At 46.9% G+C, this 14,970-nt stretch carries 10 protein-coding genes; 5 read left to right on the forward strand and 5 right to left on the reverse strand.

The features are described from left to right. The first annotated feature begins 19 nt into the window (after positions 1 to 19). The 5 genes from HMPREF9442_RS15200 (at position 20) to HMPREF9442_RS15220 (ending at position 9,097) form a co-directional block, all read left to right on the forward strand. Positions 20 to 4,270: a DUF5112 domain-containing protein gene (locus tag HMPREF9442_RS15200; RefSeq protein ID WP_253271133.1), complete on the forward strand. Its 4,251-nt coding sequence runs from the start codon at positions 20 to 22 to the stop codon at positions 4,268 to 4,270. A 1-nt stretch (position 4,271) separates the two neighbouring features. Then, entirely contained in the window at positions 4,272 to 5,000 is a 729-nt protein-coding gene (locus HMPREF9442_RS15205; RefSeq protein WP_008630363.1) for a DUF5932 domain-containing protein, read from the forward strand. Between the two features lie 4 nt (positions 5,001 to 5,004). Beyond that, positions 5,005 to 5,631 carry an AbgT family transporter gene (locus HMPREF9442_RS15210; RefSeq protein ID WP_253271134.1) on the forward strand — a complete coding sequence of 209 codons (627 nt, stop codon included), beginning with the start codon at positions 5,005 to 5,007 and terminating at the stop codon, positions 5,629 to 5,631. 96 nt (positions 5,632 to 5,727) lie between these two features. Beyond that, a complete protein-coding gene (locus HMPREF9442_RS15215; protein ID WP_008630367.1) occupies positions 5,728 to 8,187 on the forward strand; it encodes an ATP-dependent helicase in 2,460 nt (819 codons plus the stop codon). Between the two features lie 91 nt (positions 8,188 to 8,278). After that, the gene (locus tag HMPREF9442_RS15220) at positions 8,279 to 9,097 is read left to right on the forward strand and encodes a carboxymuconolactone decarboxylase family protein (RefSeq protein WP_008630369.1); all 819 of its coding nucleotides are present in this window, start codon (positions 8,279 to 8,281) and stop codon (positions 9,095 to 9,097) included. 71 nt (positions 9,098 to 9,168) lie between these two features. On the opposite strand, the gene HMPREF9442_RS15225 is transcribed toward HMPREF9442_RS15220, so the two are convergent. From HMPREF9442_RS15225 to HMPREF9442_RS15245, 5 genes are read right to left on the reverse strand one after another with little or no spacing between them, the layout of a single operon-like run. Next, positions 9,169 to 9,513, reverse strand: coding sequence for a translation initiation factor (locus tag HMPREF9442_RS15225; protein WP_008630370.1), 345 nt, complete (start codon positions 9,511 to 9,513; stop codon positions 9,169 to 9,171). Between the two features lie 3 nt (positions 9,514 to 9,516). Further along, positions 9,517 to 11,214, reverse strand: coding sequence for an energy-dependent translational throttle protein EttA (gene ettA, locus HMPREF9442_RS15230; RefSeq protein WP_008630372.1), 1,698 nt, complete (start codon positions 11,212 to 11,214; stop codon positions 9,517 to 9,519). A gap of 23 nt (positions 11,215 to 11,237) precedes the next feature. Further along, a complete protein-coding gene (gene menA / locus HMPREF9442_RS15235) occupies positions 11,238 to 12,119 on the reverse strand; it encodes a 1,4-dihydroxy-2-naphthoate octaprenyltransferase (RefSeq protein ID WP_087944134.1) in 882 nt (293 codons plus the stop codon). A 22-nt stretch (positions 12,120 to 12,141) separates the two neighbouring features. Next, on the reverse strand, positions 12,142 to 14,175 hold the full coding sequence (locus HMPREF9442_RS15240; RefSeq protein WP_008630376.1) for a YgiQ family radical SAM protein: 2,034 nt from the start codon (positions 14,173 to 14,175) through the stop codon (positions 12,142 to 12,144). A 17-nt stretch (positions 14,176 to 14,192) separates the two neighbouring features. Further along, entirely contained in the window at positions 14,193 to 14,519 is a 327-nt protein-coding gene (locus HMPREF9442_RS15245; RefSeq protein ID WP_008630378.1) for a DUF8442 family protein, read from the reverse strand. Between the last annotated feature and the right edge of the window lie 451 nt (positions 14,520 to 14,970).

Raw genomic sequence — 14,970 nt, forward strand, 5'->3', positions numbered from 1 at the left:
GGCCTGGTTTATAGGGTATATGAGAAAGCCTACGTTTGGTATAACAGGAAGAAAGAATCTTTCGGCTATATGCGTGTCTGTCATATTAGGATTATGTATAGGAGCCGGATGTCATTGGTATGCCTCTTCCCGTCCGGACATGACAAGAGTAGGGAAAGTAGATTCCCTGAATACTAAAGCTTGTTTGGTGCGCTACGTCCATCCGGACAGTGCGTTACTGTTTGCCCGGAAGGCAGCCCGTATGGCACGGAATTACGCAGACGGACGAAGTGAGGCCTTAAACCATCAAATGTTCATTTGCTTTTTGCGAATGGACTTTGGTGGGTGTATGGAGCTATACAATCGGATTCAGCAGTCCACCAGTAACCAGATAGAATTGTTGGTGAGCGAAGTGAATATGATGATAATATGCCAACGGGCTGCACAAAACCGTTTGTTCTTCGATTATTATAACCGTGCGCTTGAAAGAATCCAACGCATCAGGGAAGAGTATGATGAAGTGAAAGGCCGTAATAAAGAACGGTTGGACTACGCCATGACAGAATTCAGTTTGACCACGGCTACCAACTACATCAATCTGATGCAAGAGCAAAAGGCTGAGAAGGAACTTTCGGCAATTGATACGGATGGCTATATACGTCGGAATAAGGCTTTACTTATTTACTTTTATTACCTGAACGGTTTGATTTACCAAAATCGTTTGGATCTGGGAAAAGAGCGTGTAGTGGATGCTTTCGATTATTTTTATCTGGCTTACTCATATTCCGAACGTATGGGTAACATTTATTTTTCCTCCATGTTGGAACAAGTCTTATCGGAGATGTTTGCCCAACCGAAAAACTATGATATCATCAAGACCTACCGTAAAGTAGAATTGGATTATTTGTACAATTCGTTAGTTACGGAGGAACTTGGAGAGGGTGGATTCCCGGTATCCCTGCGCCTTTCTACGGCATTAGCCCAAAAGGCATTGTCCAATGCCGGACAATGTGGAAATCTGTTGCTTAAGATTAACGGATTCCGCGTGTTGGGAAATACCATGTTTGCCAAGGGTGAATATTATAGGGCTTTGAATTGCTTCGAGACGGCTTTGTCCTATTTGAATCTTCATCACCAAATTTATTATCCGGAAGACAAAGAACGATTGTTGACGTCTTTTGAAAGCCGAAAAGACTCGGCAGTAGACATGTTATGGTCGAAAGACAATGAAATACAAACCGTTCCGGGCTATTTGACCTACATCCGGGAACGTTTAAGTGCGACCTACAGTGCGTTGGGGGACAGACAGAAATCAGATTACAACCGAAATCTGTATTTGGACTTGATGGATTTTACTCGTCAAGACAAATCTATAGAAAGTCGCGTAGACATGATAGCGCATGACAACAAGATATTGAATGCCCTTTTGGGGATTATTATTCTGCTGTCTCTCGTTTTTGGCTTTTTCCTCTTTTTATATGCACGCAAATGGAAACTGCGGAATGCGAAACAGTATTCTTTATTGAAAGATATGTCCGCATGGTTCATGGAGGTGGCTTTCACCAAATCTGAAGAAAGTCTGGAAGAAGCATTCAATGTCTATCCTTGGATAAAAAAGGAAAAGCGAATCCTACATGAAATCCTCCGTCCCTATATCAAATGGACGGAAAAGAACCGTATCTTGTCCGACCAAATGGACAAGGAACGGATGCAGTTTCGTGAAGAATATCTGCAAAACGAAAGACAAATAGCCATCGACAAAAGGAAAAACATATCCAAACGGGCAAAAGTTTCTTTGGTACACTCCATCATGCCTTTCATCGACCGTATTTTGTATGTGGTACGCAGGATGGAAAGTAAAAATCAATATGACCAGAGAGCTTTAACCTATCTAAGTGAACTTGCAGACGAAATCAACAGCTATAATGACGTACTCACCGAATGGATTCGTATGAACCGGGGCGAGTTGGAACTGGCAATAGAAAGTTTCCCACTACAGGACTTATTCAAGTTACTGGATAGAGGCCAGTATAATTTCAAACGGAAGGGTGTTGGCTTTTTTGTGGAACCAACGGAAGCATGGGTAAAAGCAGACCGTGCCCTTACCTTTTTCATGCTCAACACTCTGACAGACAATGCACGTAAATTCACACCTTCGGGAGGGCAAGTCACAGTATGCGCAACAGAATTGGCAGACGCTGTGGATATTAAGGTCTCAGATACAGGATGTGGACTTACGGAGTCTGAAATAGCACTGATTCTATCTTCAAAAATCTATGATGCCCAACAGATTGGTGTCAATTCTTCGACTGTACGTCCTGAAAAAGGAAGCGGTTTCGGCTTGTTGAATTGCAAAGGTATTATCGAAAAGTACAAGAAGTCGGGAGACATTTTCAAGGTATGCCGTTTCCATATTGAAAGCGAGGAAAATAAAGGCAGTTGCTTTTCTTTTCGCTTACCTAAAGGAATAAGGCGAAAGGGCATGATGGTGCTGGCGTTTATTTTTTATTTACTCACTTGCGGTCAGTATATGTATGCTGTTCGGCCCGACATTGGCAATGTTCCTCCTCACGAGGAGGCAGACATGAATTACGGAGAGCTTAAATGGGCAGTATTTTATGCCGATTCGGTCTATTTTGCCAATGTTCATGGCGATTACGACCGCAGTATGCAGTATGCCGATTCCACCTTTAAATATATCAACCGTTATTATGAAGACATCTTGCCGGAAGAATGCGTAAGCCGACAACTGACTGCTACGGGAAACGGTATGGAAGAACTTGAATGGTTATCTTTAGGAGTGAAGGCCGATTACTTTCTGATTATGGGATTTCGAAATGAAATGGCCATTGCGACATTGGCGTTACATGATTGGGAAAAATATGAGTTCAACAACAGGCAGTTCACACATTTATATAAACTGTTGACCAAAGACGATTCTTTGGAGGAGTTTTACATCCGGCAGCGTGACACACAGAAAAACTTGTCGGTCAGTCTGGTTTTATTGGTCTTCATGCTCTTTATTTTTTCCGTCCTGATATACATTGTTTATTTTCGTCGGCGAATTCTGTTCCGTTTCAGCGTGATGCAGGTTCTTGAAACCAATCATGCCATGCTGAATGTCATTGAAATGTGTACACGTCCGGGACGTACGGACGATTTGGTATCTCAACTCCTGTCAGTCGTGTTGTCCAAGCTTAAAGAATTACATGAAATAAATAGCGTACGGTTGTTGCTATATCGGGGAAAAGGGGAAAAAGTCGGAACGTTTTTACAAGGGGAGGAAGACTATGGAGTATTGGCAGATTCTCTGCTTAGTCAGGCTTATGAAACGGAAAATGTCGTTTTTGATGAAATATCCAACACACAGATTTACCCCTTGCTTCTTCGCCTGAAGGAGAATGAACGTCTCTGCATCGGGTCTGTAGCAGTCAACTATGGGACTTACCGGATGCAAAAAGAAGATTTCATTTTTGAGAATTATATCGTAAACTATCTGGCTATTTTACTGTATGAAGCGGTCATACAGCGGGGGCAAGACCTGGAAAATGTGGAAACTGCAGAGAACGAGAAACAACGTTCTTTGTACGAAAGAACACGTATCAAAGTACAGAATCAGATTCTGGATAACTGCCTTTCCACCATTAAACACGAATCGATGTATTATCCCAGTCGCATGAAACAAATCATATGGAAACTGGAAGAACATGAGGAACATCATGATTTGAAGACGTCCATTCACTCATTAAGGGAGCTTGCCGAATATTACAAAGAAATATATACTCTGCTGTGCGCACAGGCTGATCGGCAGATTGACTCCGAATACTTTAAATGCGAGAAACTTTCTCCGCACATCATCGGAAAAGAGTGGATGAAGGCAATGGAAGCTTGGAGGAAGAGAAAGGCTTATGGCCTTCACCTGTCTTTTGTCGATGATTTGCAGGAAAATATTTTTATGAACGTGGATGCTACATTGGTGCGCTTCATGTTAGATACCTTGACGAAGGAATGGGCAAACCGGTTGGCTGAACGGGAGAAAGAAGGGAGTTTGACGCTTCGTGTATCGGAAGACGATGATTTTGTCCGTTTTACGTTGCTGTCTTCAGTTCGGATTTATGAAGCGGAAGAAGCCATAAGGATATTCCAACCGGATGTCAAGCATTATCCCTACCTGTTGTGCAAGGAAATCGTTCGAGAACATGATAAACTAAATAATTTTTGCGGTTGCCGTATCAATATCGAGACAGATTCCGGATGCAGTATATGGTTTACCGTACCTAAATATAGATGAAATGGGAATGGATTCTTTTAAAATCATTATTGTTGAAGACGTTAAACTGGAGTTAAAGGGAACAGAAGAAATCATTCGTACGGAACTCCCGGAAGCCAAAATCATCGGAACAGCAATGAATGAAAGCGAATTTTGGTGCTTGATTAAGAAAGGAGTACCGGATTTGCTGTTATTAGACTTGGGACTGGGCGGCTCCACGACTATCGGAGTGGACATTTGCAGGCAAGTCCGGTTGGCCTATCCGGAATTACGTATCCTGATTTTCACGGGAGAAATACTGAACGAACGGCTGTGGGCCGACGTATTGAAAGCCGGAGCAAACGGCATTATCCTGAAAACAGGTGAACTGCTCACGCGTAACGATGTGCGACAAGTAATGGATGGCCGCAATTTTGTTTTCAACGAACCAATTCTGGAAAAGATTGTCAGCCGCTTTATGAAATCTGTGGAATCGGAACGTTTACATAAAGATGCACTCATCCATTATGAAATCGATGAATATGACGAACGTTTCCTTCGCCATCTGGCATTAGGTTATACAAAAGAAATGATAACCAACTTACGCGGAATGCCTTTCGGCGTGAAGAGTTTGGAAAAAAGACAAAACGATTTGATTTCACGCCTATTCGATACTGGCGAAAGAGGGGGTATCAATGCCACCCGTTTGGTTGTGAAAGCATTACAATTACATATCATAGACTTAGAACATTTGGAGCCGGATGAGGAATAGGTTCATGATACATCGGAAAGGACACAGTGTGGCTTCCGCACTGTTGTTCATTTTGCTGATTGCCCATCTGCTTCTGCCTCCATTGGCATGGTTGGGAAGTGCCGCAGGGTTTCCTTTGGGCAACCTGTTTTCTAGCGAGGGAGTACGGTGGTATTATCTTCATATTCAAGATTGTTACCGTTCTCCGTTCATGGCCGTAGTCTTTCCTGTGGTTTTGGTGCTTGGAGCGATAGAGCGTTCCGGCTTGTTTGGAATCATTAAGGATTCTATCAGCAAAGGCGTGCCGTTTCTCACTTACCGGCAACGTAAGGCTTGCCTTATGGCCGGTACATTCTTATTATTGTATCTGGCCGGAATGCTGCTTCTGTTGCTCGGTCCGCATGCCATATTGCTCAGTGTGACGGGGCATCTCTATCCGTCTCCTTTTGTTTCCGGTATTTTGCAAACCATGTCTTTAGGTTTTGTCCTGACTTCGTTGTTATACGCTGTCCTAAGCTTTCATTTGCGAGGTTGGGAGGAATGCCTGTCTGTACTGTATTGGGGGATCCAACGTTATGATGTATGGATTCTCATTTCCATGTTGGCCGTGCAGCTTTACAATGCTTTATGCTATGTATGGAACGGTGCTTAAAATGGATGGAATGGATAGTTTTCAAGGCTCAAAGAAGCGTTATTCTTGGGCATTCAGGTGAAAATATCTACTTTTGTGTAAGTATTAGAAAAAAGCATGATAAAAGATTTTTTGGAAAAGATAGAGGAAGAACTCAACGAAGAACAGCGCCGGGCCGTTTGTTACGACAAAGGTCCTTCATTAGTAATAGCAGGTGCCGGTTCGGGCAAGACACGCGTGTTGACCTACAAGATAGCTTATTTGTTGGAACAAGGATATAAACCATGGAATATCCTGGCATTGACGTTCACCAATAAGGCTGCAAGGGAAATGAAGGAACGTATTGCCCGGTTGGTAGGCCATGAGCTTGCAGCCGGATTATGGATGGGAACGTTCCACTCCGTCTTTTCCCGTATCTTACGGAAGGAAGCCGATGAAATCGGGTTTTCTTCCCATTTTACCATCTACGACCAAGCCGATTCGCGAAATCTGATAAAGACCGTTATACGTGAAATGGGGCTTGATGACAAGACCTATAAACCGGCAACCATAGCAGCCCATATTTCCAATGCCAAAAACCGTTTAATATTGCCGGAAGCCTATTTGTCTGACAATGCTGTGCGAATGGCAGACCAGGCGGCCAAAATTCCGATGACGGGAGAAATCTACCTTCGCTACATGTCCCGTCTCCGACAAGCCGACGTAATGGACTTCGATGATTTGTTGCTCTATACTTATATTTTGCTAAAAGAGCATCCTGAGGTTTGCGGGAGATATGCAGACAAATTCGATTTCGTTTTGGTGGATGAGTATCAGGACACGAATTATGCCCAACACTGTATCGTATGGGAGTTGACTCAGAAGAAACAACAAGTGTGCGTGGTGGGCGACGATGCGCAAAGCATTTATAGTTTTCGTGGAGCAAATATTGATAACATTCTTAATTTCACGCAGAAATATAACAATGCGAAGTTGTTTAAGTTGGAGCAGAACTACCGTTCTACAAAGACTATCGTTTCGGCTGCCAACAGTTTGATAAGCCATAACGACCGACAGATACCAAAAGACGTTTTCAGCGACAAGGAGAAAGGTTCGCCCCTTCATGTGTATTCCGCTTACAGTGATATAGAGGAGGCTGAAATCGTGGTAAACCAAATCGCAGCATTGCGGAGAAAAGAAAAAATGGAATATGATGGTTTTGCCATTCTTTACCGTACCAACGCGCAGAGCCGTACTTTTGAAGAGGCTTTGCGCAAACGGGGTATGCCTTATCGGATTTACGGAGGACTTTCGTTTTACCAACGAAAGGAAATAAAAGATGTGATAGCCTATTGCCGTTTGGCCGTAAATCCCCATGACGAGGAGGCTTTCAAACGGGTCATCAATTATCCGGCACGAGGGATTGGCCAGACCACGGTGGATAAGATTGTATCCGTAGCTTCCACAGACGGGGTCAGCTTGTGGGAAGTGGTGTCTCGTCCCGAGGAGCATTCCTTACCCGTAAATAAGGGCACGATGGGTAAATTGAAATCATTCACGGATATTATCTCCGGTTTCATCGAGGAAACAGAGCAGATGGATGCCGTCTTCCTCACACAGGAAATCATCCGTGAGAGCGGTATAATGAGAGAGATTTTTCAAGATATGAGTCCGGAAGGAATGAGCCGTCAGGAAAATGTGCAGGAACTGTTGAATGGCGTACAGGAATTCGTCTCCAGACGTTTAGAGGAAGGGCAAAGTACCGGACTCAGCGATTTTCTACAGGAAGTATCATTATTGAGCGATTTGGACGAAGACGAAAGTGACGAACAACACAAAGTGACATTGATGACGATTCACTCGGCCAAAGGGTTGGAGTTCCCTGTGGTATTTATCGTTGGAATGGAAGAAAATCTATTCCCAAGTCCGATGGCGGGAAACAGCCAACGTGCATTGGAAGAAGAACGTCGTCTTTTTTATGTGGCTATTACCCGTGCCGAACGTTATTGTTATCTAAGTTTTGCCCGCAGCCGTTATCGTTTCGGTAAAACGGAATTCAGTAACCCGAGTCGTTTTCTGCATGACATAGACCCACGATATGTGGAAATGGATGCTCAAGACGGGTTTTCGTTCGGACAGACAAGGAGAAGGAAATTTGCGAGTGAGCGAGCGCAGACCGAACTCCGATCGAGTCTGCCGAGCGTGAGCAAATTATGCAAGTATGAAGACGAAGATGATTACGGTACATCTTATCGGGAACGGCATCACCGCGCTTACGGAGAAGGTGTCGGGGCAAGTTCTCCTATAGTAGCAAAAGTTTCCGGTTTGAAACCTTTGGGAAGCGTAAACCGACAAGCTCTTATGCGAGATGCAAAATGCGGCGGCGCAGGGCTTACCGTTGTTCCGTCGCCATCCGCATCAGCTAAGGATAACAGTGAGCTACGGGCAGGCATGCGGATTGAACACGAACGTTTCGGTTTGGGGGTGGTAAAAGCTGTTGAAGGCAGCGGAGAAAACACCAAAGCTACCGTGGAGTTTCAAAATACGGGCACCAAGCAATTACTGTTGAGATTTGCTCGTTTTAAAGTGGTGGAGTAGTGCTTTCCGTAAATCGGGTATTTTTGTCTGTAAATCGGGTATGGGGAGTCTGAGTGGGATGCCGTAACTTTACCCTCAAAAAAGACAAGACATGATCACAAAAGTATTTGCATTTTTAGTATGCAGTATCTTAACCACAAATGTTATGGCACAAAAGAAAATCGTACAGACAGCCGGGCGTGACCAGCTTGGTGAGTTCGCTCCTGAATTTGCACGTCTTAATGACGATGTGCTCTTTGGGGAGGTGTGGAGTAGAAATGACTTATTGAGTTTGCGTGACCGTAGTTTGGTTACGATTACTTCGTTAGTCAGTCAGGGTATGACAGATTCTTCGCTCACTTATCATTTGCAAACGGCAAAAGCAAATGGAATTACTCGTACTGAAATATCCGAGATTATCACCCATATTGCATTTTATGCCGGATGGCCGAAAGCATGGGCGGCTTTCCGTCAGGCTAAAGATGTGTGGGCAGAAGATGAAACGGCTGTCGATGCACGGGCGGCATTTCAGAAAGAGATGATTTTTCCTATCGGAGAGCCTAATACGGCGTATGCACCGTATTTCACGGGACGCAGTTACATCGCCCGTATTTCAGATTCACAGATTCCCTTTTCTAATGTCACTTTTGAACCCCGGTGCCGCAATAACTGGCATATCCATAGGGCTACAAAAGGAGGAGGACAGATGCTCGTGGGGGTCGCCGGACGAGGATGGTATCAAGAAGAAGGCAAATCTGCTCAGGAGATACTTCCGGGCACGGTCATCCACATTCCGGCTAATGTGAAACATTGGCATGGTGCTGCAGCCGACAGTTGGTTTGCTCACCTTGCTTTCGAAATACTTGGCGAAAATACATCGAATGAGTGGCTTGAGCCGGTAACAGACAAGGAATACAATCAATTGAGATAAAACAAAAACACTCCGTAAACCTGAAGCTTACGGGGTGTTCTCCTATTTGTGCCGGTGAGCGGGGAAGCAAGTTACTTGGTATCCGTATAACCGTCTGATTTCAGCAGTTCCACTATACGCTGCTTCCATTCCCCTTGGATGATGATTTCACCGTCCTTCACGGCACCGCCTACGCCGCACTTCGTCTTCAGCATCCGCCCCAGTTCTTTCAAGTCGGCCTCTGCACCGACGAAGCCTTTCACCACGGTGACCACTTTTCCACCGCGATTCTTGCGTTCGATACCCACTCTCAGTTTCTGTCGGTTTTTGGGAGGCGTGTCAGCTTCCTCTTCCTCGCTGCTATCGAATGCGAAATCAGGGTTGGTGGAATACACCATCCCCAATCTCGATTTCCAGTCGTTGTCCTTTGCCGGCATGTTTTAATCCTCCATCAGTTTCCGGTAACGGATGCGTTTCGGCTCTTCCAGTCCGAGACGTTTCATCTTGTTGCTTTCGTATTCCGAGTAACTGCCCTCGAAGAAAAACACATTGCCGTCGCCTTCGAAAGCAAGAATGTGCGTACAGATACGGTCGAGGAACCAACGGTCGTGGCTGATGACCACGGCGCAACCGGCAAATTCCTCCAGACCTTCCTCTAAAGCCCGTAGCGTATTCACGTCGATGTCGTTCGTCGGCTCATCGAGTAGCAATACGTTGCCCTCTTCTTTCAGCGCCATGGCCAAATGCAAACGGTTACGCTCACCTCCGGAAAGTACGCCGCATTTCTTTTCTTGGTCTGCTCCGGAGAAATTGAACCGGCTCAGGTAGGCACGGACATTGATGTCGCGGTTTCCCATACGTATCAGTTCGTTACCGCCGCTCATGACTTCATACACGCTCTTTTCCGGAGAAATATCCTTGTGCGTCTGGTCTACGTAAGCTAATTTGACGGTTTCACCGACTTCGAACGTACCGCCATCCGCATGTTCCAACCCCATAATCAAACGGAAAAGCGTAGTCTTACCCGCACCGTTGGGGCCGATGACCCCCACGATACCGTTGGGCGGAAGCATGAAATTCAGGTCGTTGAATAATACTTTGTCGCCAAAAGCTTTCTGCACGTGCTGTGCTTCGATAACCTTGTTACCCAAGCGCGGACCGTTCGGAATGAAGATTTCCAACTTTTCCTCTTTCTCTTTCTGGTCCTCGTTAAGCAATTTGTCGTATGAGTTCAGGCGGGCCTTACCCTTGGCCTGCCGTGCCTTCGGTGCCATACGCACCCATTCCAATTCGCGTTCCAGAGTCTTCCGACGTTTGCTGGCTGTCTTTTCCTCTTGTTCCATGCGTTTGGTTTTCTGTTCCAACCAAGAGGAATAGTTGCCCTTCCAAGGAATACCTTCACTGCGGTCAAGCTCCAGAATCCATCCGGCCACGTCATCCAAGAAATAACGGTCGTGCGTCACGGCAATAACCGTGCCTTCGTACTGGTTCAAATGCTGCTCCAACCAGTCGATGCTTTCAGCATCCAAATGGTTGGTCGGTTCGTCGAGCAGCAATACGTCCGGCTTCTGCAGCAAGAGGCGGCAAAGTGCCACGCGTCGACGTTCTCCTCCCGAAAGGTTTTCCACCGGTTGGTCGGCAGGCGGACAGCGCAAGGCATCCATGGCACGTTCCAGTTTGCTGTCTAAGTTCCAGGCATCCGTGGCGTCGATGATGTCCTGCAGTTCCCCCTGGCGGGCAAACAAGGCATTCATCTTATCTTCATCCTCATAATATTCCGGAAGACCGAATTTCTGGTTGATTTCTTCATATTCCGTCAGGGCATCCACGATAGGCTGTACACCCTCCATGACCACTTCCTTCACGGTTTTGGATGGATCCAACTGCGGTTCCTGAGGCAGATACCCCACGCTGTACCCCGGCGAGAATACCACTTCGCCTTGGAAATCCTTGTCCAGTCCTGCGATAATTTTCATCAAGGTGGATTTTCCGGAACCGTTTAAACCGATGATGCCGATTTTAGCCCCATAGAAGAAACTCAGGTAGATGTTCTTCAATACTTGTTTGTTGGTCTGGCGGATGGTCTTACTCACGCCGACCATGGAGAAAATGATTTTCTTGTCGTCTACTGTTGCCATAAGTTGTTTTTGTTTTTATGGAGTTAAATGAATAATCCGATGGAAAGCAATGCCCCGAACAGGAAGATGTTGCGTGCCGTTTCGCCTAACACCCCGTTCAGTTCCCGGCCTCGCTTAAGCCCCGTCATACGTCTCCAAGTGACGGTATGCGGTATGAGATAACACACCGGAAGGAGGGCTGCCACAGGTTTCCCTGCTAACCACATCGTCTGGCAAAGCCCCACAGCCGCAATGCCGAGCCAAAGATAAAGATTTTCTGAGGCTTTTTCGCCTATTCGTACGACTAAAGTGATTTTTCCGCCAACTTTGTCGTTGTCGCGGTCACGATAGTTGTTCACCACGAGCAAACAGTCTATCGCCAGACCGCAGGCCAAAGACAACGTCCATACCTCGGGCACGACCGTACCGCTCTGCAGATAGTACGTGGCACCTACCGGGATGAGACCGAAAAACACCAGTACGAGCAGGTCGCCCAACCCGAGGCGGGCCATACAGGTGGTATAAAGAAAACAGAACACCACGCAGCACACACCGACGAGCACCATCGTCCATCCGCCGTACCACACCAACGGCAAGCCGGTGAGGCAGGAGAGGAGCGTGGTGCAAATGATTCCCCGGCGCATGGCAGGCAATGTAATCCAACCTTCGGCACAGGCGCGTTTCGGACCAAGACGCTTCTCGTCGTCCAACCCTTTCTGGAAATCGTAATAATCATTGATGAAATTGGCATCGATTTGCATGAGGAATGCAAAAAGGAAGCACAATAAGGCCGGAACCGGACGGAAGAATCCGTCGTTCCAAGCAGCCGAAACCCCAATCATGACCGGCACGGCCGCTCCCGTCAAGGTCTTGGGACGTGCGGCCAACATCCATGCATGCGGTGAGTTCGTAGAGATATGAGACATATTTGCCATGGGTTAAGAATCACTATGATTTTTCTCTTCGGGGATTTCTCCTTTTGGGAACCGTTCGATGGTTGCTGTGGCCGGACCGGCCTTCGGACCGTCGTCTGCCCTCCAAGTCATAACATGCATTTTCTTTTTTGTTCCATTCCACCGGACGTGTACGGTCGAAAAGCTTGTCAGCCAAGTCCTTTCTTCCGATGCGACGCAGTTCCGCTTTTATTTTTGGCTGTTCTTCCGGCTTGTACCAGAAGAAGAACATCCGTTGTGCCAGTTTCTCGCGAGGCGATTTCGCGCTATATACCGGTTCGAACGTATAAGGATGGTAGCCTGTGGCCCAAGCCTCAGTGCTCACGGTCATGGGAGTGGGCGTAAAGTCTTGCACCTGTTCCAGTTGGAAGTCCATCCTTTTCGTCAGCACGGCCAACTCCGCCATGTCTTCTTCCGTGCAACCCGGATGGCTGCTGATGAAGTAAGGGATGATTTGTTGGCGCAGCCCGGCTTCCCGGTTAATTCGATCGAATATGTTCTTAAACTCCCCAAATAGCCGGAAAGAGGGTTTACGCATCAGCTCAAGCACACGCTCCGACGTGTGTTCCGGAGCAACCTTCAGCCGGCCGCTTACATGACGCGTAATCAGTTCACGGGTGTATTCGGCATTCACTTGGTTGATACGTGCGTCTTTTGCATCATGTAAAAGCAAGTCGTAACGCACCCCGCTGCCGATATAGCTCCGCTTAATGCCCGGCAAAGCGTCTACGGCATGGTAAATGTCCAACAAAGCCGTGTGGTCGGTATTCAGGTTCGGGCATATTTCCGGATGGATGCACGACGGGCGCTTGCACCTCTCGCACGCCTTCAGGTTTTTCCCCTTCATGCCGTACATGTTGGCCGAAGGGCCGCCCAAATCTGAAAGGTTGCCTTTGAAATCGGGCATCTCCGTGATTTGCCTTACTTCTTTGAGGATGCTTTCCTTGCTGCGGTTGACGATGAACTTGCCTTGATGGGCAGAAATCGTGCAGAACGCACATCCTCCGAAACATCCCCGGTGCAGGTTCACCGAAAACTTGATCATCTCGTACGCCGGGATGCGCTTTCCCTTGTATTTGGGATGGGGCAGGCGGGTGTAGGGCAAATCGAACGAATGGTCTATTTCATCCTGCGTCATCGGCGGATAGGGTGGATTGACCACTACATACCGTCTGCCGGTGGGTTGGATGATGCGCTGCGCGTGGTATTTGTTGCTTTCTTCCTCAATATGCCGGAAATTTTCGGCCTGCGCCTTCATGTCTTTCAGACAGGTCTCGTGGGCGTGTAGGATGAGGTCGTTGGGAACGATTCCGCCGGGAATATCCTCCTTATTATATATAGATACCGTTTGGGGAATGCAATGCCCATGCGTAATCACGTCGCGGAAAGTCTTCATGCCGACGCGGGCCGTACCGTCCTCCGCGTAATCCAGATGGGCATTTCCGTCTTCTATGGCCATCTGCAGATGGTTTGAAATTTCCACCACCGCCTTTTCTCCCATACCATATATAATCATGTCGGCTCCGCTGTCGCATAAGATGGACGGGCGGAACCGTTCCTGCCAATAATCATAATGCGTCAGGCGGCGTAGAGAGGCTTCTATCCCCCCCAGTATGACCGGCACATCGGGATAAAGCTGTTTCAGGATCTGGCTATACACTATCGTGGGGTATTCCGGACGAAGGTCGTGCCGCCCGTCCGGCGAATATGCGTCCTCGCTCCGCAGGCGGCGGTTGGCCGTGTATTTGTTCACCATCGAATCCATGCAACCTGGAGCCACACCGAACCACAGGCGCGGCCGTCCCAGTTTCTTGAAATCGCGGAAATCACCGTGCCAGTCCGGTTGGGGAACAATCGCCACCCGGTAGCCTTCGGCCTCCAAAATGCGCCCGATGACAGCTGCACCGAACGATGGATGATCCACGTAAGCGTCTCCGGAAAACAAGATAACGTCCACATCATCCCATCCCCGCAACTCCATTTCTTTTTTGGTCGTGGGGAGCCAGTCAGTCAAACGGAAATCTTTCATCAAGGTCTCCTTTTCCTTTATTCTTCCAATATGTTTGCTTGTTCTATCTCTTGATGCGTTTTCAACCAGTTTACGTATAATTTGACTAACTGGTTCAATCCGAACGCCTTCATGTTGTCATGGAAAAGCACGCCTTGGCACAAATCGACAAGGTCTGCCTTGTCCGGTTCAGCCTCTATCAGGGCACGGACGTTCAGGCGCAGTTTCTCCAACACCATCTCGTCAATGATGCCGCTACTGTCCACCAACTGTTGGAAAAGCCCGTATCTTTCAATCGTTTTGAGATTCTCGTCGGTGACGAACATCTGACGTGAACCTTTGGCATTGGTCTGTATCTCGTACATATTCTTCTATTTTTAGACATTACGGTACAAAGATAGTGAAAGGCGAGCGCAGTTCCAAGCCAAAAGCTTGCTTTTGAACGAAAGACTGCCGAGCCGCATCCTATCTTCGTGAAACAAAGGTAGTGAAAGGCGAGCGCAGAGGCAAATGAAAATGTTTTTTTCTGATTGGGCTTAGATTGATTTTCGCATCTCCTTAGTGTGATTTTCGGGCAAGGGACGGTTGCTCTCTTAGGAAGAGATAAACCGGAAGCGGAACAAGGCAGTTAGTAAATGAGTTATGGCATTCGAGTGTTCGCGTTTGAAAACGTTTCTGAAGAATTTGTATTACGGAAACACAGCCCCATGATACCTAAAAAACTCATCTGGAATGAGAAAAATATTTTAAAAACAGCGCGTTGAATGAAATATTTTTTATACTTTTGCCGAACAGTTTATCTCTTCCTAAGAGAGC

It is taken from the genome of Paraprevotella xylaniphila YIT 11841, assembly GCF_000205165.1.
Lineage (GTDB): Bacteria > Bacteroidota > Bacteroidia > Bacteroidales > Bacteroidaceae > Paraprevotella > Paraprevotella xylaniphila.

Coding starts and splice junctions, on each gene's coding strand:
- HMPREF9442_RS15200 (WP_253271133.1), top strand. CDS start 20: ATGAGAAAGCCTACGTTTGGTATAACAGGAAGAAAGAATCTTTCGGCT.
- HMPREF9442_RS15205 (WP_008630363.1), top strand. CDS start 4,272: ATGGGAATGGATTCTTTTAAAATCATTATTGTTGAAGACGTTAAACTG.
- HMPREF9442_RS15210 (WP_253271134.1), top strand. CDS start 5,005: ATGATACATCGGAAAGGACACAGTGTGGCTTCCGCACTGTTGTTCATT.
- HMPREF9442_RS15215 (WP_008630367.1), top strand. CDS start 5,728: ATGATAAAAGATTTTTTGGAAAAGATAGAGGAAGAACTCAACGAAGAA.
- HMPREF9442_RS15220 (WP_008630369.1), top strand. CDS start 8,279: ATGATCACAAAAGTATTTGCATTTTTAGTATGCAGTATCTTAACCACA.
- HMPREF9442_RS15225 (WP_008630370.1), bottom strand. CDS start 9,513: ATGCCGGCAAAGGACAACGACTGGAAATCGAGATTGGGGATGGTGTAT.
- ettA (WP_008630372.1), bottom strand. CDS start 11,214: ATGGCAACAGTAGACGACAAGAAAATCATTTTCTCCATGGTCGGCGTG.
- menA (WP_087944134.1), bottom strand. CDS start 12,119: ATGTCTCATATCTCTACGAACTCACCGCATGCATGGATGTTGGCCGCA.
- HMPREF9442_RS15240 (WP_008630376.1), bottom strand. CDS start 14,175: ATGAAAGATTTCCGTTTGACTGACTGGCTCCCCACGACCAAAAAAGAA.
- HMPREF9442_RS15245 (WP_008630378.1), bottom strand. CDS start 14,519: ATGTACGAGATACAGACCAATGCCAAAGGTTCACGTCAGATGTTCGTC.